We start from the raw sequence: 20,671 nt of genomic DNA, 5'->3' as shown, positions 1-20,671 counted from the left end.
CCAGCGCAATTTTTATTCAGGTTTTGTTTGAGGAAATGCCCGGTGCGCTGCACACTTAAATCAGGTCATCCGACCAGTTAATTGCTCTGCAAATGAATGTCAAATACGCGTAAGGAGTGGTCATGAATTATTTCATTACCGGCGCTACAGGATTTATCGGCTCTCAGTTGTTGCAACGGCTGGCAAAACGGTCTGGCGATATTTACCTTCTCACCTATGACCAGACGTCAGAAGACAGGCTGCAGGCCCTTCTTGAGAAGCACCGGCTACCGAAGCACAAGTTTCACTGCGTTCGAGGATCGATAACCGAGCCCAATTTGGGTGTCAGCACCGATACTATCAAAGCCCTGACCGGCAACATCGCCCACTTTTTCCATCTGGCCGCAATTTACGATTTAACGGCCAGTGAAGAAGATATGATGCGCGCCAACATCGAAGGGACAGAAAATACACTGCGCTTCGCCGAGCGGCTGAACGCGGGTTGTTTTCACTACTTCAGTTCGATAGCTGTCGCAGGTCAGTTCCGGGGCTGGTTCCGTGAAGACATGCTCAATGAAGCCACCGGGCTGGATCATCCGTATTTCACGACCAAACACAACGCAGAAAAAGTGGTTCAGGAATCGGCGACAATTCCATGGCGGGTTTACCGTCCGGGGATTGTCATTGGTGATTCCAAAACCGGTGAAGCCGCACGTATCGACGGTCCGTATTATTTCTTCAAGCTGATTCAGAAAATCCGCCGTGCGCTGCCTGAATGGGCCCCGTTGCTGGGTCTGGAAGGTGGCCGCTTGAACCTGGTGCCGGTCGATTATGTTGCTGACGCGATTGATCATATTGCCCACAAAGCGGAGTTAGATAACCAGTGCTTCCATATTGTGGACCCAGATCCCTACCGCTCCGGTGAAGTCCTCAACATTTTTGCCGAAGCCGGACACGCCCCACGGATGGCAATGCGACTGGATATGCGGGTGTTCCGGATGATTCCGTCGCATCTCTGGAATCAACTGGGGCAGATTCCGGTGCTGAAACGCTTTATTGATGCAATCAGCAACGAAATGGACATCCCGAAAGATGCACTGGGCTTTTTCAACTATCCGACGCAGTTTGATTGCTCCAATACGTTGAATGCGCTGGCTGACAGCCAGATCACCTGCCCTCGTCTGCCGGATTATGCCGATAAGATTTGGGATTACTGGGAGCGCAACCTGGATCCGGATCTGCACGTTGAAAAAACGCTGAAAGGTTGTGTGAACGGAAAGGTCGTGGTCATTACCGGCGCGTCTTCCGGTATCGGCTATGCGACCGCACTGAAGCTGGCACCAACCAAAGCCCGACTGGTGCTGATTGCCCGAGACCTGGAGCGCCTTCAGCAAACCCGCAATGACATTGAGCGCCTTGGTGGACAAGCCTTTATCTACCAGAGCGATCTGGCACTGGATGACAGTGCGGCAGCGACACTGGAGCAAATCCGAAAAGATCACGGCAAGGTGGATATTCTGATTAACAACGCTGGTCGCTCAATTCGCCGTGCGGTTATCCACGCCACAGACCGCCTGCATGATTACGAGCGTACCATGCAGATTAACTACTTCGGTTCCCTGCGCATGATTCTGGGCTGTCTGCCGGGCATGGCTGAGGCCAAAGAAGGCCACATCATTAATATTTCATCCATTGCGGTACTGACTAACCAGCCACTGTTCTCGGCTTACGCTGCCTCGAAAGCAGCGCTGGACAGCTTTTCACGCACCGCCAGCATCGAGCTGGGCAGTCAGGGCATTAACTTTACCACCATCAACATGCCGCTTGTGGAAACCCGGATGATTTCGGATCACTACCGCCAGAATGAAGGCGGCGTGCCGCTGCTGACTCCGGGAGAAGCCGCAGATCTCATTGTGAAAGCAATTATCGAAAAACCGAAGCGGATAGCGACTAAACTGGGGCTACTGGGCGCGTTTGTCCATGGTGTCTATCCGAAGCTGGGTGAGTTGCTGATGGCAACCGGCTATGACCCTGATGACGATGGCGAGCAGGATAACCCTGACGCGAAATCAAAAAAACCAACCGCCGACGTTGTGGCTCTCTCTAGCATCATGCGTGAAATACACATGTAAGGATACCCTATGCAAGTTACCGCTATTCACGACTACAAAGAAGATCTGGATACCCTGCTACGGTATTTCAGCGAAGAAGACCTGATCGCCGAAAAGTATCAGGCTCTGGGTGCCAAAAACATCTCCGTCACGGACATTACCGACACTGAGGACGGTTTCTCGGTACGAACCCAGCGTGACATGCCGGCCAATGTGCCGGGCGTACTGAAAAGCCTGCTGGGCAGTTTTAATACCATCAAGCAGTCTGAATCCTGGCACTGGCAGGAAAACGGCCAGCTGTTGTGTAAGTTCAACGTGGACATTGTCGGCGTCCCTGCCACCATTCAGGGACAGATGAACTTCAGCGAGCCAACTGCACGCCCGGGTGTGGCGACATCCAACCATGTATCGGTAGAGGTTCACTCTTCTGTCCCTCTGGTTGGCAGCACGCTGGTATCTTTCATCTGTAACGACATTAAAAACCAGATGCAGGCTGAATATGTGTTTCTCTGTGACAAACTGCCACAGCTGATGACAGAAGAAGAATAGTCATTCCGACAGCAAGCAAACCGGGCCCGGCACACATGGAGTTCAATGTCGGGCCTGACAAGCAAGGAAAGAACGATGAAAACCAAAGATCGGATTTTAGCGGTCAGCCTTGAGTTGTTTAATCGTGATGGCGTTGCTCAGGTCAGCACACTGATCATCGCGACCGAAATGGGGATCAGCCCGGGTAACCTGTACTATCACTTCAGAGGCAAGGACGAAATAATTGCAACGCTCATCAATGAGCTGCAAAACTCTCTGACCCGCGTCTGTAACGAGTACGCCGACCAGGTAAAAGATTTCGATGATTACTGGCCGTTCATGCACACCGTGATGGCTTTATTTACCCATTACCGGTTCTTGTTCCGCAACCTGGATAATCTCAACGGCCAGAATCCGCAAATCAAGCGTAAAATCAGAACCCTGATTCTGAAACTGCGTCATCTGAGTAATGATATGCTCAAACATCTGGTCGAACTGGGCAAACTGCGGTGTGATGAAAGCAGTCTGCCATTACTGGCCGATAACCTGCTGCTGGTTAGCCTGAACTGGCTGAATTACCAGACGCTGCTGGATGACCATTACAGTGAAAGTGAACTGGTGCGCACCGGGGTGTTACGCCTGATCTCCATGGTAGAACCTTACCTGACAGAAAATGCCACCTCCCCGTTCTTTACCCATCAGGATCTGGTTGACGAGTTAGTCAGCTGAGACTCACCAATCCACCAGCCTGGCTGCTCACTCAGTCAGGCTTTTCTTTTTAGACCCGCTATGCTTGGTAGATCAGTGTCTCTTCACCGAGCACGACAGGGCCACTGGCTCTAAACCCGTCACTATGAGCTTGTGTTTTTAACGTAAAAAAGACTGGTTCCCATTCCGACAAACAGCCCCCCACTTACTCGAGTAAACCAGCGCATCGTGTCAGGTTTTGCCAAATACCCCGAGGCTTTACCCGCTAAATACCCATAGGTAGACAGTGACAGGAATGAAAACAGCATAAAGATTAGCGTCATCACTATAAACTGGAAAAATATCGGCTGACTGGTATCAATAAACTGCGGGAACAACGCCGTGAAAAAGAGGATCGGTTTCGGGTTCGTCACGGCGACAAAAAGCCCCTCCCTGAAATAAGACAACAAACTGGAATGATGCCTGGCCGGCGATTGAACAGAGTGTGCGCTTTTCTTAAAGCTGGATTTCAACTGTTTGCAACCAAGGAAAATAAGATAGCTGGCACCAACAATTTTGAAGACCATGAACAACGTCGACGATGCCAACAAGATGGCGCTTAACCCACTGATAGATAGACTGGAGAGCAGCATCAAGCCTATGATGTTACCTAGCGCCGACGCCATCACCGACTTTACTCCGTTCATTGAACCATTATAAATGGCCAGGAAAATCGCCGGCCCGGGGCTGATGATATAAAAGAATGATACAGCACAGTACAATGCCAGTGTTTCGATGTTCATTGATACTCCTTAAATAGAGCGGCCGCTTAAATAGTGTGCCCCTCTTAAATAGAAATCCATTTCCCGATACAGCCATAACCCCCAACAGACAAAACGCTGAGCTGAGCTGAGCTGAGCTGAGTATAGAATGGGCAAGGTTTACAGTGTGTCAGGCTGACAGTAAGACAAATCATCCCTGCCTGTGCGTGCTGCACGGATTTATGCCCCTAATAGCTGTAACCGCTTTTGCTGCGCTTTTGGTAGAGTGCTGACCACCAGCTTATAAGATTGCGCCGCCAGATCCCTTATCATCCCGTCATTCACATCGCTTTCAAGTGACACTGTCACCCAATGCTGTTTATTCATGTGATATCCCGGAATAATGCCTTTAAACTGACTGACGAGCAGTTCATTGTCCGCTGGTGTACCCTTCACAGTCATACTGAGCTCACCCCGATGAATGGCCAGCAATGCAAACATTTTACCCAACACTTTATATACCCGGGCTTCAGGGCCAAATGGATAGCCGCTTTCAGCCTCAGGAAACAAGTCCAGGTAGTCTTCAATTTCTTGCTGTAACATGGTGTCGTCCTTTTGATATCTCTTCTGACTGGATAATCACACTGAATAACTTGGTAAGGCCGTTTTTGATGCTTGTTAGTAAAACCTTCTGGCGTTTGTTCTCAGTTTGTTCTCGTAAGATACCGAGTCGAAAACGGCGGAGAACACTAGCGGTATCAGGTGAGAACATGGCACAAAATGATGATCACGCACAGCAATAATCTGCTAACGACAAAGTTCGGCTGACTGAGTTTACCTGACACTCCGCTGAATACAGAAAACTCAATAGCATTCAGCTATTCAGCTATTCAGCTATTCAGCTATTCAGCTATTCAGCTATTCAGCATATGCTTGGAACACATGCAGGTGGGCTACTACATCTACTTGGATAGTCTGGAATCGGGTTAACTGGCTTTTTTGTCCATAGACTTGGCTTGTTTGAACTTGTCATTAACAAAACTGGCCATCAGTTTAAGTGCTTCACGTGATTCGCTGAGTTGATAAAACAGCGGGTAAACATGTGGGACGCCTTTGGCTATATGAATCGTCACATCATTACCCGCCTCACCCATTCTTTCGGCCAGCCGGATACCATCATCCATCAATAGCTCTTCCGTTCCAACCGTAATAAAGCTTGGCGGAAGATCACGAAGATCCGCATAAAAAGGTGATATATCAGGCTCACAGGGATTACGCATCCCGATATAGTTATTGCGCATCAGAAGCAATGTACTTAAGTCAAAGAACGGATCGTCTTTACATTTTTTAAACGCAGATTCACCGGTGACAGCCATATCAGACACCGGAGAAAGCATAATTGCCCCGGCCGGTTGAGGTAGCTTGGCCTCCCTTAGGCGTAGCATCGTCGTCAAAGCAAGGTTTCCCCCGGCAGAATCGCCTGCCAGAAAAATCTGATGAGGTTGATACCCCTTTACCAGCAAAGCACGGTAAACCGCGAAACTGTCATCCGGTGCTGCCGGATATGGGTGTTCAGGTGCTAAGCGGTAATTGACCATTAGGCCACGCGATTTGGTCAGCCCCGCCAGTCTGGCGAGAAAGGCATTATGAATTCGGGGACTGTGAAAACAAAATCCGCCACCATGAAAATACAGAATGATTTTGTTGCCGCTGCTGGACGGCATGTCCACCCAGTCACAAGGAATTTTAGCCAGTTTCGTCGGCACTACGTCCATTCCCTTTGGCGCAGAGATAAACGGCCCATAGTTATCAATGGATAAGATCAGATCTCGCATTTCCAATGTGGAAGTACAGTTTGCAAGACGCTGCCGCATGATCCGGAATAAAACCTTGTTAAAAGCTCTATTTCGCCAACTATCCATAAGCGCCACCTTTCTTACAACTCAATTACAAAGTTAGATTTAATTGAGGGGTTTGGTCAAATTTGGCCACGGATCATCAGGTTAATAAACGAAAAAAGGTGCGCGTGCATGGCCCACGCGCAACCTGAAAGGCAAGCCACCAGCAGACTGGGTTAGGCGGCTGTGCCTCGGGGCTTCGATGATCTGGCTGGCTGAGATCGAGCCCCGTATCGGCAGTTACTCTGCTGCTGCCAATTTCTCAACGGCTTTTGTCAACTTATCGATTTTCTCGTCCATACGTTCGAGTTTTTCACGGTCGACGCCGCTCAGTCGGTAAAACAGATCATTCATACCTGCTTCGACTTCTTCTGACGCTTTTTCAGTGTTACGACCAATGCATTCTTTCGCCTGCACCTCCACTTCTTTACCGCGTTCTACCAGCTCATCAAACACATTGCTGGTTTTTTCATTCAGCTGTTGCGCTTCTTCCAGGCTACGGCTGTATAAACCCAGCCCCGCAAGCCAGATGTTGCGCGCAATGCTTTCACCGCTTTCAACGACATTTTTTGCCGCTTTCACAACTGTTTTATCGCTCATAATTCAATCTCCCCTGCGTTAAGACGCACTCTTTGCTTTTCCTGTCACATACCTAAAAGCCCACAGGGTATATGACGACAATACTTTACTGGGTAGAACCGGTTAGCTGGCCACTTCGGTTTTCGTTACCGTCTCAGTCGATGCACTCGTGGAAGCTGAAACGGTATCAGTCTTTACCGGCGGCTTTTCCGCCTGCACTGCAGCGGCTTTTACTTCAGCGTTTGTCGGTGCATTAGTGTTGGCTTCTTCAACCTTAACGCCCGCCCCATCAACATTAGTGCCATCAGCCTTTGCTGCCTGAACCGGCTCAGCCGCTTTGACATTCTTACGGCGAGCCACACTTGGCTTTTTCGCAGCCGGCGCATCCGCTTTGGTGCTGGCTTTGGCTGCTGCGCGTTTACGTGGCGCCGGTTTTGCAGCTTCAGCCTCTTGCTGGCGAGCCAGAAGCGCTTCAATGCTTGCGGTTAGTTGATCAATTTTGTCATCCACACGATCCAGACGATCGTTATCAATCCCGATAAACTTCTGCACCATAGAATGCATACGTTCTTCAATGGCAACTGATGTTTGGCTACGTGCAGTATGAACACGCTCTTTAGTTTGCGATTCCACAGCGCGACCACGCTCAATCAGTTCATCAAATAAACTTTTCCCTTTACCGGAAATCTGATTCACTTCTTCGCGGCTTTTGGCGTAAGCACCTAAACCGGCCAGCCAAATGTTGTAAACCATCGCGTCGCGAATGTGCTCTTTTTTAGATTGCCCCGCAGCCTGTTTAAAGATGCTCATCCTTATCCCCTCCATTCGATTGCAACTTTGCCAGCCAGTGGGTTTCTCTTTCCTGACTGCTTATGTGTAATGTACAAATTGCAATTAGAATGTTCGTCCTAAAACCCCGTGATTGAGTGATCAGGATCATCTTTTTGATTAATGACAACCCACCTCGAAAATTTAACATTAAAATCAAAGAGTTAAATAAGATAGCGGAACATCTTATTGCTACAACATGTCGGGCGATACGATAGATATATGGATATCAAACAGAAGAAGAAGCAGAAGAAATAACACGCAACAACGATACTTATAAATAAAAAAACCAGCGAAAACACTGGCTTTTTATTTATTTGGAAAGAGGAAAACTGACATCAGCCAATGGCGTTAAACACTCGGTCCAGCCGCTCATTAATATGGCTTTCAATCGCACCAGAAAAAAAGCTGGCAGCGAACCCCAATTGCAGACTGATTGTTATCTTCCCCTCTTCAGCATGCAGATACCCTTTTGCCGACGAATGCTGGATATGAAGTTTATCTTCCTGCCAGGTCCACCTCAGGCCGTATTCACGGGCAAGCTCCCCTGCGATTTGCTCGGATATTGATGTGATATCTTCAGGGGTACGGTCATGACGACGTTCAATTAAAATTGTCACAGTGGCTCTCACAGATTAGTGTTTTTACTCAGTCACCTTTTTTTAACATAACGGTATTCCGACCAGAAATCTGTGGACGAGATCCAACAATCAGTACTTACCTCTCAGGACTCATGTCAGACCGATTGAGACTGAGTGAAATCAATAAGGCTCTTTAGACTTGTAAGCGGTTTTGTGACTAACGCGCAGAGTGTTGCACCAATTCACCGATCAGCGCTTTTTCAGCAGCGTTCGGTATAACGTCGTGAGTATCAGCCCTGACCCAACCGCCAGACGCGCCCCTGCAGCCGCTTTCGGATAGGGTGTCATTTCAGATGATGCAGAAACAGCGCCCACCAACATCCCAATTCCCGCCAATCGCTCCAAATGCGATTCTGCCTTCAGAGTAAGATAGCCTCCGGCAGCCGCCGCCAGCAGACGTTGAATTTGCGTGCATTCAGCCGGCAATCCATGAGCTTCACGCACAAACTGCTCACAGTTGTGCTGCAATAAATCATACGGACGGCCTATCTGACTGGTTGCAAGGGCAACAGCCTGATCTGGGTCATCCCCCTTGATTTTACTGACTTCTATAGCGCGACCTTCCGCAAATTCAGTTTCCGGTTCCCGCCGTACTTCCCGCCATTTTTTGGAATTATGAATAACACATCCTTGCCCATCGGCAATCCCATAATGCCAATAGGTACTGAACCGAACGCGCAGCACAGTGCCTGCCGGATAGTGAGTAAACTGCATACTTCCTCTCCCCACTCACAGTCACCTCAGTAAGCCTACGTCTTAACCTGTGCTTACAACCCAGCGTTGATGACTGATCTCTTTTAACTGTAGTTACAACTTTAGTGTCTGCTGATCTTCAGCACACTGTGATCTGTGTCTCTGTGTTGAGATGCATGTTGAAGTTTCAACAATCGCCGTTTTTCTCTCAGCCTCGACCTCTCTTCTCCAACTTTCACTGCTACGCTTGAAGGCAGATGACAAAATTATGACGAACGTTTTAGCAAAATTTTATACGTTGTAAATTGCTTATGTTGAAACAATGTCTGCTTTTAATCTGTCTCACGCTGACAATAACGGCATGCCAGACCTCACCTGACAGGTACTCGCAAGCCAACATGTCGCCAACAACCAGACAAGACCGCTCTCCGGCTTATCAGGTCAGCCCCTTACGCCCGAATTTTAGGCCGGCAGACATCCATCAGTGCTCAATCACCCACGAACATACTGACGGACGCTACATTGCGACCCAACCCTGGCAGGTCATGCCTTTAACTGACGCTTTACCAGACGCCGAAAGTCTGGATACCGAAAAAAATGCACTCACTCTAAACAGCTCAACGTCAAGTCAAAATGATTTGTGGTCAGAAATAGCCAATCAGTTTTCATTCAAAGTGCCGAAAAATAACAGAGTCACTAAATACAAGCGCTGGTTCCTGGAGAATCCACTTCACGTTGAAACCGTCACAAACCGGGCTGAACCTTTTCTTTACTACATATATCAACAAGTAAAAGCCAGAGGGCTGCCGGTTGAACTGGTTTTGCTGCCTTTTATTGAAAGCAGTTTCGATCAGTTTGCCTATTCGCCCAAAGGTGCAGCCGGGCTGTGGCAAATCACCGCGCCCACAGGCAAAACATTTGGTCTGGAAATGGCTCAGGGCTACGACGGCAGACGTGATGTTATCGAGGCTACGCAGGCTGCGCTGGACTTATTAGAGTACCTGTATGATAAGTTCGATAACAATTGGCTTCATGCCATTGCGGCTTACAATACCGGCGGAGCACGGGTTCGCAATGCGATCAAACAAAACCGACAGCAGGGCAAAGCCACTGATTTCTGGTCACTGCAATTACCCAACGAAACGCGACAATATGTACCTAAACTGCTGGCCATGGCAGATTTGATTAAGCATCGCCACCAGCACGAATTGCCTATTGTCGCGATAGAAGCAAAACCGGTGGTGGATGAAATTGTTGTCGATCGCAGGGTGCGATTAAAAACAATCGCCAACCATGCTGGTATCAGCAGTAAACAGCTTTATCAGCTTAACCCGGGATATACCGGTGGGTATACGTTCAAAAATCGGGAAAATAAGATTCTTCTGCCTCGGACACATAAAGCAACATTATATGAAAATGAAAAAAGCTACCATTATGTGAAAAATAAATTCGAGGTTTATGATATTCAGGCGGGTGATACGCTAAGTGAATTGGCATCATTAAATGACACTTCTGTTTCACTGATAAAAGAAATAAACAACTTGCCGGATTCAGTTATTTTTGTCGGACAGAAACTGTTAATCCCAAGACAATGAAATAAGACTGCAATGCAATAAAGAAAAAATCGGGAATGATAAAGCAGTAACAGAAGAAATTTCGTGATATCCAGGCAGCCTTTTCTCTCAGTATCCTTTTCTTTACATAAGATTTTCTATGTAAATTAAATTCCCCTCTGTTTACTGCATTAAAAGGTAGCAAGTATCTGGATTTCAGGTGCAATCAACGGACACCATAACGCTATGGCACATTATTCTTGAAAGCCTTACCCTCGAAAACGATACCCTAAAAAGCCGTACCCTCGAAAGCCAGATCGATGTTCTGCACTACAGGGATAGCGTCAGGCGATAATGGTAACGGCTCAGGTACAATTTCGGGACGAAAAGGAGAATCGGTGTCTGCGGGGACAGGCACCGGCTGAAACTTCCCATTGACTATCAAATGAACAGTCAGGAAAAAATCTCCCTGCAAATGCGTGAGTATCTGCCTGTCAGCCTGGTTATGTGAAAGCGACAACCCGATCACAACCCCGGCCAGTAAGCAAACGGGGGCAACCAGCCCATTAAACAGAAGCAAGCCAACTAAAGAAAGCACTACCAACAACGTAGCTAAGTAGATATTTCCATAAAACTCTTCGAAAAAAGCAATATAAAGCGCTATTAATTGCAGCATCAGACCAAATAATAACATAGTCAGCTTTAACGTCTTCATTCTACATCCCATCATGTTCTCGTTGACATAAAAACGGCGAATCATATTTTTCAAGAACACCACGCTCAACGTTTTCCCTTATCTGATTGACAAACTTTGACAACCTTACGGGGCATGTCGATATTTGCTCTGAAAATATTTTGTATTAGGTTGAAAACTTTGAACTACTATTAAGATGTAACACAAAAATTAAAAATGTCATCCCGCTGTCACAAGGAGGTAAAAAATGCACCAAGAAATCATTCATCCTACCCATGTCGGCATTATTACACGTTCTGTATTAATCGCCTTTTCATTTATGTTGCTGGGTTTAATTATCATGTAAACGTTACGGGATTTTCTCATGCAGCCTTTAACCGGCGAAAGTAAGAAATAAAAAAGGCATGTTACGACATGCCTTTATAATTACACCAGCTTGTCTAACTTTAATGACAGCGTTATTTATCCACTTTTATTAATCCACTGATCGTTTTATCCCATTTTATCTCAGCGTTCAGACCAAAGCTTAGTCCAAAGCTCTTAGCACTGAATCCAAGCCCTTGGCCCCGAATAAACCTCACAGATTTTCCAACGCCAGCAGGGTTCGGTTACTGCAAATCGCTTTTTCAGGCAGATAAACCGAAAAAGTTGAGCCCTCACCAGGTACCGAGACAACAGAAATCTCTCCGCCTATGCCGCTGATGATGCCCTGACTGACAGAAAGTCCCAGCCCGGTACCACTGCGGCGAGTCGTGAAGAATGGGTCAAAGATACGAGGCAACACATCCAAGCTGATACCACAGCCATGATCGGTAATGTGCACAACAGCCCCCAACGTCTCGCCATGTTCATTTACCCAGTCTTCGGTTTTCACCAGTAATTGTCCTTCATCATCCATGGCATGCACCCCGTTCATTTGCAGATTTACCAACACCTGCAACAGCTGATGCCGATTGACTTCCACACAGCAATGCGCATCCAGCTGGGAATCAATCCGGACGGCCATTTTCTTGGTGCCGGAGCGAACCAGCGTCAGACTTTCTTCAACAATCGGATTCAGGTGTTGCCAGGTGACTTCATCCTGTACCCCGCCCTGACGGCTGTATTGCAGCAAACTACGGGTGATGTTTCGGATGCGATCGATCTGCTCATGAATGGCCGTCAGCTCTTCTTCCACCCGATTTACATCATCGCCCAGCTCGTATTGCAGCAGTTCCACGTTCCCCAGAATCACAGCGGTCGGGTTATTAATTTCATGCGCGATGCCTGCCGTCAACTCGCCAAGTGCAGCCAGCTTTTCACTGCTGACTAACCGGCTGCGGGCCTGATTCAACAAGTGAATGTGCTGCTCCAGCTCCTTCGTTTTTTCCTGCAGACTTTGAGTTCGTTCCCGGACTTTGTCCTCCAGCTCCAGAGAAGCGCGTCTGATCGCCTCATTGCGCTGACGTAGCTGATCCAGCATCGTATCGAATTGCTGCCCCAGAATTTGCAGTTCATGTTGCGGTGTCAGGTTCAGCGAGCCTATCCGTTTATCCAGCCCCAGCTTGTTAGCAATGACCACCTTATGCATCCTTTCAATCGGACGAAACAGATCTCGGGCACCACGGTATACAATCACACCGGAAATCAGCAGGATAATGAGAATACCAATGCCCAATTCGACAATATTGGTCAGGTAAATCCTCATCATCGGCCATTCCAGATAGCCGGTATACAGCATGCCGATAGCATGCCCCTGATGATCACGCAAAGGCTCATAAGCCGAGATATACCAGTCGTCATAGACGAAAGCGCGATCTACCCAGGTTTCTCCTTTTTTCAAGACAGCGTCGTGTACATCCTGCGAAACCCGGGTACCGACCGCTCTGCCATTTCGTTCCAGACTATCAAGCGGCACATTGGTACTGACCCGAATATCGCCTAAAAACAAGGTTACCGTACCGATACTGCCTTCAGGGAGTGTATTTGCGGCATAAACCAGATCCCGCATCTGATCCACCAACTGGGTGCTGTTATTGAGCAGGATGCCGCCATCAACGATCCATTTTAGTTGCTGACGGGCATCGAAAACCGGGATCAGACTGCGGCTGACCAGCCCTTTGGTCATCACCGTATTTTCCTGCAACAGCGGGATTTGCGCCTTCGCCGGCAAATCCGGATGCAGTGCACTCAGCGCATCGGCATCCAGAACTTCAAAAAAAGTCTGCTCTTTTCCGGCAAGCAGTTGCTGACGGCTGGATTTGGAAAACTCACCGATGGCCGATGCCGGATGCACTTTGACAAAATCCAGTTCATTCTTCTGAAACTGCTCCCGTGCCCAGTAAGTCAGTTGCTCAGGGTGTTCCCGCAGAAAATACTGAAAGTCGTATGATCGGGTTAATGCAATAAGCCGCATGCGCTGCTCCTGCTGGAGCAACACCATACTGTGATGGGCCACGGCCAAATCTGCCCGCACGTTCATCAGGGCGCTCTGCCAGGTGTATCGCACAGTCCAGTACATGGTGAGAGCGATTAAAACCAGCAGCGTCATAATGATTGGAACAGAAGTCAGTAATAACAGCCGATAACGGACCATGGTACGAAACCGGCGAATCCACATTGAAAAAAACTGTCTCACTGACATCCCTTTAATCCCTGTAATCAGTCTCTGATTCTTCTGCCCACTCTTTAAATTTGCGCTCCAGCGTTTTTCTCGCCACGCCTAATTGGCGGGCGGCCGCCGATTTGTTGCCCTGCATGGCATCCACAACCTGAAGAATATGCGCTTTTTCCACATCTTTCAGTGACCAGTCAGAGGGATAGCAACCGCTGCCAGCGTCAAAGCTGCGTCCTTCATCAGAGGAGAGGATTTTTTCAGCGTGTTCAGGTTCATCATCCAGCAAAGCATCCAATGATTCAGGCTCTGATGAAGCCAGAGAGACGGTAGACAGATCGACGGATGGCTGACGGAGACTGCCGTCCATACCCAGTTCGTGCCAGTGTTCTGCCGGGGGTTTGCCTAACAGCAGACAGCGTTCCATCAGGTTTCTTAGCTCACGAATATTCCCCGGCCAGTCGTAACACTGCATGGCGTGAATGTCTTCGTGAGTCCAGCTAACCGGCTCCAGCCCCATGTCCCTTGCCAGTTGCTGTGTGAAATGGTGCGCCAGTGCCGGAATATCATCCAGCCGGTCGCGCAGCGGCGGCAGATCAATCGTCAGCACATTCAGGCGGTAGTACAGATCTCGACGAAAGCGCCCGGCTTCCACTTCTTCTTTCAGATTCCGGTTAGTCGCCGCCACAATGCGTACATCAACCTGAACTTCCCGCTCGGCTCCCACTGGACGTATGGCTTTCTGCTCCAGCGCCCGAAGCAGGGACGATTGCATGGCAAGGGGCATTTCCCCGATTTCATCCAAAAATAAGGTGCCGTTGTTCGCGACCCGAAACAGCCCTTCACGCCCTTTCTTGGCACCGGTAAAAGCCCCAGAGACATGACCAAACAACTCGCTTTCCAGCAAATCCGGCGCAATGGCACCGCAGTTCAACGGCACAAAAGGCCCGCTGCGCTTACTGAGCTGATGCAGCGCACGAGCCACCAGCTCTTTACCGGTGCCGGATTCCCCTTCAACCAAAACGGCAGCCGGAGACGGTGCAATGCGGGTGATTAGCTGTTTCATATGCAGGGTACTGGCGGCATCACCAATAATGTCCACTGGGAAGCGACGCTCGACATCGCGCTTTAACGCAAAATTCTGACGCTCAACCAGCCGACGTTCTATACAGCGTTCAACCGACTGCATCATCTGATCCAGATTGAAAGGTTTGAGAATGAAATCAGACGCACCGGCACGCAACGCCTTAATCGCGGTATCGAGATCAGCATACCCGGTCATGAAAATCACATCGCTGCGACGACTGGAGGGGTCAAAGGCCTCATGCCATTCAATGCCGGAGCGTCCCGGCAGGTTTATGTCCACAATCAGCAAATCAAAATGGCAGCGTTTACGCAGCGCTTCCGCCTCTTCAATGCTGCCGGCCACATCCACCTGGGCAAACTGCTTGCTCAGGGCTTTTTTAAGAATTGCCCGCATTCCCGGTTCGTCGTCAACCACCAGAACAGAAACTGCAGACCATGACAAAGACGCTGTGTTTTCGGACATATGTACTTACTTATACTAGGGTTTTGTATGGGACATTTTGTCCCAGTATCGACAGAGCTGTCAAAGAGCATAGCTGATGTTCCGTCATTCCTTCGGATTTCATCTGATTTATTTGTTTTAAATCATAACTTTAATGATTTATCTATCTATATGATATGACGCAAAACCAAGCTGGCACTATATTTGCTTTATCTACGGCGTAACTGCTTTGCGTTAACTGCACTGGGTCATTCTTACTTTTGGTATGACCTTGAATTCTTATTCTGTTTATTTTTTAACCGCAGTCAGGAAGACCTATGAAACTATTCAAATCTGCTCTGGCCATCATGGCCCTGATCACAGCGACCACGCTGCACGCTGCAGAAGACATGACCATTCGCCTTGCCACAACCACCAGCACCTACCACTCCGGTCTGCTGGACTACTTGTTGCCTGAATTTAAAAAAGACACCGGTTACAGTGTCGAAGTGCTGGCGGCGGGAACCGGTAAGTCGCTGCGCATGGGGGAAAACGGTGATGTGGATCTGGTGATGACGCACGCGCCTAAAGCGGAAGCAGAGTTCGTTGAAAAAGGCTTCGGCGTCCTGCCGCGTAAACTGATGCACAATGATTTTGTGATTGTCGGCCCGAAAGCGGATCCGGCGCATATCGGTGAACTGAAAGATGTCAGCATCGCACTGAAAAAAATCGCTGACGATAACCTGGGCTTTGTCTCCCGCGGTGATGATTCCGGCACCCATAAAAAAGAACTGTTCCTGTGGTCTCAGGCCGCCATTGCGCCATCATTTACCAACTACAAAGCAGTTGGTCAGGGCATGGGGCCAACACTGAACATGGCTTCTGAGCTGCAGGCTTACACCATGACCGACCGCGGTACCTGGCTGGCGTACCAGAACAAACTGGATCTAAAGATTGTTCTGCAAGGCGATGAACGTCTGTTCAACCCGTATCAGGTGATTCTGGTCAACCCAAGCCGTTACCCAGACATCAACTATCAGGGTGCTAAGGCCTTCAGTGACTGGCTGGTAAACACCAAAGCCCAGAACCTGATCAACAGCTACAAGCGCCACGGCGAGCAACTGTTTGTTGCCGATGCGCTGACCCAATAATGCGGGATTTGTAGTAACTTCATGGATATTTGGCTAACGACACAACAGGCAATTCAATTACTCATGAGCGGCGACAGTGCACTCTGGGGGATTGTTGGTGTGTCCTTTTCCGTATCGCTGCTGGCAATCAGCCTTGTGCTGTTGCCAGCATTGCTGTTGGGGTTTGCCCTCGCCTATGGCCGCTTTCCCGGCCGCTGGCTGATTCTGTCTTTGTTCAACACCTTCCAGTCAATCCCAACCGTGGTGATTGGGCTGTTACTTTATATGCTGCTGTCGCGCGCCGGGCCGCTTGGCGACTGGAAAATGCTGTTTACCCAGCAAGCAATGATCCTGGGACAGATGCTGATTTGCCTGCCTATCCTGGTTTCGATGATGCACGCCGCATTTCAGAACAGTGATCGCCGCGCCTGGGAAACCGCCTTAACATTAGGTGCCAGCCTTCCCCGCGCGTTTATGAGCCTGATGTGGGAAAGCCGTTTTCCTCTGCTGGCAGCCGTGATCGCCGCTTTCAGCCGCATTATTACCGAAGTAGGCTGCTCCATGATGGTCGGCGGTAACATCATGAACGCGACCCGGAACATTCCGACGGCTATTGCGCTGGAAAGCTCCAAAGGTGCGTTTGCGCAAGGCGTCGCCTTAGGAATGGTGCTATTGATACTGGCTCTGGGGCTAAACTTCTTCTTATCTGTCGCGCGTGGCAAAGCCCATTTGCGAACTAACTAGCCAGGGAAATTGATGACTCAGCTTTCGATTCAGGCCAATGATCTCTCAGTCAGATTTAAAGACCGGCTACTTTTTCATATCCCGCAATTGTCGCTGGGACCGCAAGATGCCGTCTACCTCACCGGCGACAATGGTGTGGGGAAAACCACGCTGCTTAAGGTATTAAGCGGCCTGCTGAAACCCACGACCGGGACTATTAACCTCAGTCAGCAAGGCTGGCTTCACCGTCTGTTTTACGCCCAAAGCCACAGCGGCGTGATTTACATGCACCAGACGCCTTATATGTTTGACGGCAGTGTACTGGACAATGTCAGTTACGGACTGAAATTCAGTCTGCGCAATCGCCGCGAACGCCGATCGACCGCCATCAATGCCCTGCGCATGGTCGGTTTAGAAACCCTGGCCAACGAACACATTTCGGTATTGTCCGGCGGTGAACGCCAGCGGGTCGCCATGGCGCGCGCCTGGATACTAAATCCGGGAGTTTTACTGATGGATGAATCAAGTGCCAGTCTGGATCAAGAATCCATTGATCGCATGGTGTTACTCTGCAAAGATCTGTTATCCCGTGGGACAAGTCTGGTAATCACCAGCCACCAACAAAATGCGTTAACTGCTTTGTGCCGCCGTCAGTGGACCATTGCAGACGCCAAACTTATCGAACGCACAGAATTACAACTGGTAGACGGGGAAAAAAACAACTATGCCTACGCCTGACAACACTCGCTGGGTGATCCTGGCGGGTGGACAAGCGAGCCGGATGGGCGGCAATGACAAAGGCCTGATTCCACTTGCGAGCCGTACCTTAATCGAGCATGTGATCGACCGCCTTAAACCGCAAACATCCGCTATCTCTATCAATGCCAACCGTAACAAGGAACGTTACAGCCATTTTGGTTTCGTATTCGGGGACAACATTCAGGATTATCCGGGGCCTCTTGGCGGGATGCACGCTGCCCTGCACCAGTATCCGGACAGTGAGTGGATCGGATTCGTACCGTGTGACTGCCCGCAGTTACCGGTCGATCTGGTGGCCAGAATGAGCCGCGCCTGTAATGCTGACACCGATATTGCAGTAGCCCACGACGGCGAGCATATTCAGCCGGTCGTGACCCTGCTCAATCGCCGTATTCTGCCCAAGCTGGAGCAGTTTCTTGCCGCCGGCGACCGAAAAATTATCCTGCTGTACCGCCAATGCAACATGGTCACCGTTGATTTCAGCGATCAGCCTGATGCCTTTATCAACCTCAATACCCCAGAAGAACTCGAACAATTCGGACAAGCGCTATGACTCAGATAACTGCGAATCTTCCCCTACTGGGCTTTGCCGCTTGGAGCGGAACCGGTAAAACCACAGTCCTTGAAGCCATGCTGCCAAAGCTGGTCGCGCGTGGTATCCGTGTCGCTGTAATCAAACATGCTCACCATAATTTTGACATCGATAAAGAAGGCAAAGACAGCTACCGCTTACGTAAGGCCGGCGCTGCACAAATGCTGATTTCTTCCCGCTATCGCCGCGCAATCGTTACTGAAACGCCCGATGAGGAAGCCACTTTGCCCCAGCTGATTGCCCAGCTGGATCAAACCCAGCTTGATCTGATTCTGGTGGAAGGCTTCAAGCAACTGCACTTCCCAAAAATTGAACTTCACCGTCAGGAAGTCGGCAAGCCATGGCTGCACCCGGAAGACAGTAACATCATAGCGGTGGCGGCCAATGTTCCGGTGGAAACCCATTTGCCGACACTGGATATCAACGATCTCGACCAAATCACCGACTTTGTCGCTGAATTTGCCCAAAACAGCCAACGCCAGTCAGAATCAGCACAATCGCTGAGTTGCAGCAATGTTGATGCCTCAGGAATGCTGTCTGTCGCTCAGGGGATCGAACAGATTCTGAGCCAACTTTCAGCCCCGCAAGAGCAGGTGTCCGTTGCGCTTGAGCAAGCATTGGGACAAATTGTCGCACAAGATATCCTGTCTCCTGTCAACGTTCCTCAGCATACCAACTCAGCGATGGACGGCTATGCCATCCGTGGGGACGATCTTGATCGTGACCACTATCAGGTTATCGGTCAGGTCATGGCTGGTCACTGTTTTGATCAGCCATTAGAACCGGGACAAGCCGTGCGGATTATGACTGGCGCACCGGTTCCGCAGCATGCCGATACGGTCATCATGCGAGAGCAAGCCAGCCAAACAGGTGACATTGTCACGTTTAATCGCACAATGGGAGCGATTCGCCAAGGTCAGAATGTGCGTCAGGCCGGCGAAGATCTGGCGTTGGGCCAGGTTGCCGTTGCCGCAGGCACAAAAATCACCGCCCCTGAACTGGGGATGATAGCCTCCCTTGGCCTGGACACGGTCTCCATTCGCCCTCCCCTGAAAGTCGCCATTTTCTCAACCGGTGATGAAGTTCAGGCACCGGGCGAAGCCCAGAAGCCAAACTGCATCTATGACTCAAATCGCTACACCCTGACAGCCATGCTGACAAAAGCCGGCTGCGAGGTGATTGACATGGGGATCATCGAAGACAGTGAAGAAACGCTGACATCAACTTTGCTTCAGGCCGCAGAGCAGGCAGATATGATTCTGTCTTCTGGCGGTGTGTCCGTGGGTGATGCCGATTACATCAAAACCGTGCTCAGCCAACTTGGTGCCATTAATTTCTGGCGAATCAATATGCGTCCGGGGCGTCCGCTGGCCTTCGGGCAAATTCAGGGCATTCCTTTCTTTGGCCTGCCGGGGAACCCTGTGGCGGTGATGGTGACTTTCCTTCAGTTTGTTGAGCCTGCACTGCGAAAAATGCAGGGAATGACCGACTGGCAGCCAACGGTTTTTAACGCGATTGCTGAGCAGCCATTACGCTCCCGTCCGGGACGCACTGAATACAGCCGCGGTTTTTACTCTATAGATGCAAATGGGCGTCTGGTGGTTCGCAGTACCGGCAAACAGGGTTCCGGCATTTTGCGGTCTATGAGTGAAGCGAATTGTCTGATAGAGATTCTGCCGGAACAACCGGGAATTGAAGTGGGCGAAAGTGTTCGGGTTATTCCGTTAACGGACCGATTGTAAGGGGCATATCTACGAGGCTTTTGTCTTCGAGATTTTTGTCCACGAGGTTCTTACTGCGAGGCTCAAATCCAAGAGAGTCTGGCGGTAAGCGCCTTGTGTAACGCAGAAGAGAACTGGACGACAGTTTATCTGACCTCCGCCGCCTTGGGTTTTAACTCTCGCATCGCAGGCGTATTAGTAGATATGCATTGTTAGTAGGCAAACGCTCGACCCAGGTTCAACACTCAACCAAGGTTCTAAGCTTTTACCGCTATAATTGCAGCCTGTAAAGACGCCGCGTGGCGTATTATTGGCTCAGACGAAGCATAATCAGACGCTATAAATAATGAAGCCCTCAGCAAACGCTGTTTAACAACGTTTACTGAGGGCATATTTTTATATGCAGCTTCCGTGCTGCTTTATTTTCCCGAGCTTCTACACGTCTAGAAGATGGTTATTTGCAGTTACGGTTATAAAAACCCTAACCACTTGTTAGCTCAGTAAATGTAAAGCAACCCTAGCCATTGTTCTGTCTTACTTTATGGTAATAAAGAACCTGTCTGTTAAGACAACAACAAATCTGTTAGTTTTGTGCATTATTTGTCAGAATTTGTCTGTATTTGTTGTCTGGCGGTGATACTACATAATTATGTCTGGTGTTGCACCCATTAATTATTCGTTTTTCACAGCGATT

The 20,671-nt window shown here is 49.3% G+C and carries 19 protein-coding genes; 9 read left to right on the top strand and 10 right to left on the bottom strand.

The genetic code is table 11. The features are described 5' to 3' along the window. The first annotated feature begins 122 nt into the window (after positions 1–122). From FH974_RS07595 to FH974_RS07585, 3 genes are all read left to right on the top strand, one after another. Positions 123–2,111 carry an SDR family oxidoreductase gene (locus tag FH974_RS07595; protein ID WP_207103637.1) on the top strand — a complete coding sequence of 663 codons (1,989 nt, stop codon included), beginning with the start codon at positions 123–125 and terminating at the stop codon, positions 2,109–2,111. A 9-nt stretch (positions 2,112–2,120) separates the two neighbouring features. Continuing rightward, on the top strand, positions 2,121–2,639 hold the full coding sequence (locus tag FH974_RS07590) for a DUF2505 domain-containing protein (protein ID WP_047885402.1): 519 nt from the start codon (positions 2,121–2,123) through the stop codon (positions 2,637–2,639). Positions 2,640–2,714: 75 nt separating this feature from the next. Further along, positions 2,715–3,347 (top strand): TetR/AcrR family transcriptional regulator, encoded by a 633-nt coding sequence (locus tag FH974_RS07585; protein ID WP_047885401.1) that lies wholly within the window; start codon positions 2,715–2,717, stop codon positions 3,345–3,347. Positions 3,348–3,469: 122 nt separating this feature from the next. Here FH974_RS07585 and FH974_RS07580 read toward each other — a convergent pair whose 3' ends face one another. The 7 genes from FH974_RS07580 to FH974_RS07550 form a co-directional block, all read right to left on the bottom strand. Beyond that, the gene (locus FH974_RS07580; RefSeq protein ID WP_047885400.1) at positions 3,470–4,108 is read right to left on the bottom strand and encodes a LysE family translocator; all 639 of its coding nucleotides are present in this window, start codon (positions 4,106–4,108) and stop codon (positions 3,470–3,472) included. Between the two features lie 198 nt (positions 4,109–4,306). Continuing rightward, complete coding sequence (locus FH974_RS07575) at positions 4,307–4,669, bottom strand: MmcQ/YjbR family DNA-binding protein (protein WP_047885399.1); 363 nt, start codon at positions 4,667–4,669, stop codon at positions 4,307–4,309. A gap of 383 nt (positions 4,670–5,052) precedes the next feature. Further along, a complete protein-coding gene (locus tag FH974_RS07570; RefSeq protein ID WP_047885398.1) occupies positions 5,053–5,988 on the bottom strand; it encodes an alpha/beta hydrolase in 936 nt (311 codons plus the stop codon). 216 nt (positions 5,989–6,204) lie between these two features. After that, entirely contained in the window at positions 6,205–6,564 is a 360-nt protein-coding gene (locus tag FH974_RS07565; RefSeq protein WP_047885397.1) for a phasin family protein, read from the bottom strand. Positions 6,565–6,666: 102 nt separating this feature from the next. Then, positions 6,667–7,353, bottom strand: coding sequence for a phasin-related domain-containing protein (locus FH974_RS07560; protein WP_084712562.1), 687 nt, complete (start codon positions 7,351–7,353; stop codon positions 6,667–6,669). A 356-nt stretch (positions 7,354–7,709) separates the two neighbouring features. After that, positions 7,710–7,991, bottom strand: coding sequence for a polyhydroxyalkanoic acid system family protein (locus FH974_RS07555; protein ID WP_047885396.1), 282 nt, complete (start codon positions 7,989–7,991; stop codon positions 7,710–7,712). 210 nt (positions 7,992–8,201) lie between these two features. After that, positions 8,202–8,726 carry a lecithin retinol acyltransferase family protein gene (locus FH974_RS07550; RefSeq protein WP_047885395.1) on the bottom strand — a complete coding sequence of 175 codons (525 nt, stop codon included), beginning with the start codon at positions 8,724–8,726 and terminating at the stop codon, positions 8,202–8,204. Positions 8,727–9,016: 290 nt separating this feature from the next. On the opposite strand from FH974_RS07550, the gene FH974_RS26165 reads away from it, so the two are divergent. Then, entirely contained in the window at positions 9,017–10,300 is a 1,284-nt protein-coding gene (locus tag FH974_RS26165; protein ID WP_084712561.1) for a transglycosylase SLT domain-containing protein, read from the top strand. 247 nt (positions 10,301–10,547) lie between these two features. Here the strand turns inward: FH974_RS26165 and FH974_RS07540 are convergent, their stop codons facing one another. The 3 genes from FH974_RS07540 to FH974_RS07530 form a co-directional block, all read right to left on the bottom strand. Continuing rightward, positions 10,548–10,973, bottom strand: a complete 426-nt coding sequence (locus FH974_RS07540) for a hypothetical protein (protein ID WP_146149694.1) — start codon at positions 10,971–10,973, stop codon at positions 10,548–10,550. A 556-nt stretch (positions 10,974–11,529) separates the two neighbouring features. Further along, the gene (locus FH974_RS07535) at positions 11,530–13,575 is read right to left on the bottom strand and encodes a sensor histidine kinase (RefSeq protein ID WP_047885394.1); all 2,046 of its coding nucleotides are present in this window, start codon (positions 13,573–13,575) and stop codon (positions 11,530–11,532) included. Positions 13,576–13,579: 4 nt separating this feature from the next. Then, positions 13,580–15,094 (bottom strand): sigma-54-dependent transcriptional regulator, encoded by a 1,515-nt coding sequence (locus FH974_RS07530; RefSeq protein WP_207103636.1) that lies wholly within the window; start codon positions 15,092–15,094, stop codon positions 13,580–13,582. A 326-nt stretch (positions 15,095–15,420) separates the two neighbouring features. On the opposite strand from FH974_RS07530, the gene FH974_RS07525 reads away from it, so the two are divergent. Genes FH974_RS07525 through FH974_RS07505 form a run of 5 tightly spaced genes read left to right on the top strand, consistent with a single transcriptional unit; the run spans position 15,421 to position 19,998 of the window. Further along, positions 15,421–16,203, top strand: coding sequence for an ABC transporter substrate-binding protein (locus tag FH974_RS07525; protein WP_373689487.1), 783 nt, complete (start codon positions 15,421–15,423; stop codon positions 16,201–16,203). Positions 16,204–16,224: 21 nt separating this feature from the next. Continuing rightward, positions 16,225–16,926: an ABC transporter permease gene (locus FH974_RS07520; RefSeq protein ID WP_047885391.1), complete on the top strand. Its 702-nt coding sequence runs from the start codon at positions 16,225–16,227 to the stop codon at positions 16,924–16,926. A 12-nt stretch (positions 16,927–16,938) separates the two neighbouring features. Further along, positions 16,939–17,643: an ATP-binding cassette domain-containing protein gene (locus FH974_RS07515; protein ID WP_047885390.1), complete on the top strand. Its 705-nt coding sequence runs from the start codon at positions 16,939–16,941 to the stop codon at positions 17,641–17,643. Beyond that, the gene (gene mobA, locus FH974_RS07510; protein ID WP_047885389.1) at positions 17,630–18,217 is read left to right on the top strand and encodes a molybdenum cofactor guanylyltransferase MobA; all 588 of its coding nucleotides are present in this window, start codon (positions 17,630–17,632) and stop codon (positions 18,215–18,217) included. The genes FH974_RS07515 and mobA overlap by 14 nt, the downstream gene beginning before the upstream one ends. Continuing rightward, entirely contained in the window at positions 18,214–19,998 is a 1,785-nt protein-coding gene (locus tag FH974_RS07505) for a bifunctional molybdopterin-guanine dinucleotide biosynthesis adaptor protein MobB/molybdopterin molybdotransferase MoeA (RefSeq protein WP_047885388.1), read from the top strand. The genes mobA and FH974_RS07505 overlap by 4 nt, the downstream gene beginning before the upstream one ends. Positions 19,999–20,671 lie beyond the last annotated feature (673 nt).

Origin of the sequence: Photobacterium ganghwense (genome assembly GCF_017329545.1) — a bacterium.
Classification (GTDB): Bacteria; Pseudomonadota; Gammaproteobacteria; order Enterobacterales; family Vibrionaceae; genus Photobacterium; species Photobacterium ganghwense.
The sequence above is the reverse complement of the archived record's forward strand: the minus strand, read 5'-3'. Positions and strand labels throughout refer to the sequence as shown.

Bases quoted from the DNA above. Each gene is read 5' to 3' on its own strand.
- FH974_RS07595 (WP_207103637.1), top strand. From the start codon at position 123: ATGAATTATTTCATTACCGGCGCTACAGGATTTATCGGCTCTCAGTTG.
- FH974_RS07590 (WP_047885402.1), top strand. From the start codon at position 2,121: ATGCAAGTTACCGCTATTCACGACTACAAAGAAGATCTGGATACCCTG.
- FH974_RS07585 (WP_047885401.1), top strand. From the start codon at position 2,715: ATGAAAACCAAAGATCGGATTTTAGCGGTCAGCCTTGAGTTGTTTAAT.
- FH974_RS07580 (WP_047885400.1), bottom strand. From the start codon at position 4,108: ATGAACATCGAAACACTGGCATTGTACTGTGCTGTATCATTCTTTTAT.
- FH974_RS07575 (WP_047885399.1), bottom strand. From the start codon at position 4,669: ATGTTACAGCAAGAAATTGAAGACTACCTGGACTTGTTTCCTGAGGCT.
- FH974_RS07570 (WP_047885398.1), bottom strand. From the start codon at position 5,988: ATGGATAGTTGGCGAAATAGAGCTTTTAACAAGGTTTTATTCCGGATC.
- FH974_RS07565 (WP_047885397.1), bottom strand. From the start codon at position 6,564: ATGAGCGATAAAACAGTTGTGAAAGCGGCAAAAAATGTCGTTGAAAGC.
- FH974_RS07560 (WP_084712562.1), bottom strand. From the start codon at position 7,353: ATGAGCATCTTTAAACAGGCTGCGGGGCAATCTAAAAAAGAGCACATT.
- FH974_RS07550 (WP_047885395.1), bottom strand. From the start codon at position 8,726: ATGCAGTTTACTCACTATCCGGCAGGCACTGTGCTGCGCGTTCGGTTC.
- FH974_RS26165 (WP_084712561.1), top strand. From the start codon at position 9,017: ATGTTGAAACAATGTCTGCTTTTAATCTGTCTCACGCTGACAATAACG.
- FH974_RS07540 (WP_146149694.1), bottom strand. From the start codon at position 10,973: ATGAAGACGTTAAAGCTGACTATGTTATTATTTGGTCTGATGCTGCAA.
- FH974_RS07535 (WP_047885394.1), bottom strand. From the start codon at position 13,575: ATGTCAGTGAGACAGTTTTTTTCAATGTGGATTCGCCGGTTTCGTACC.
- FH974_RS07530 (WP_207103636.1), bottom strand. From the start codon at position 15,094: ATGTCCGAAAACACAGCGTCTTTGTCATGGTCTGCAGTTTCTGTTCTG.
- FH974_RS07525 (WP_373689487.1), top strand. From the start codon at position 15,421: ATGGCCCTGATCACAGCGACCACGCTGCACGCTGCAGAAGACATGACC.
- FH974_RS07520 (WP_047885391.1), top strand. From the start codon at position 16,225: ATGGATATTTGGCTAACGACACAACAGGCAATTCAATTACTCATGAGC.
- FH974_RS07515 (WP_047885390.1), top strand. From the start codon at position 16,939: ATGACTCAGCTTTCGATTCAGGCCAATGATCTCTCAGTCAGATTTAAA.
- mobA (WP_047885389.1), top strand. From the start codon at position 17,630: ATGCCTACGCCTGACAACACTCGCTGGGTGATCCTGGCGGGTGGACAA.
- FH974_RS07505 (WP_047885388.1), top strand. From the start codon at position 18,214: ATGACTCAGATAACTGCGAATCTTCCCCTACTGGGCTTTGCCGCTTGG.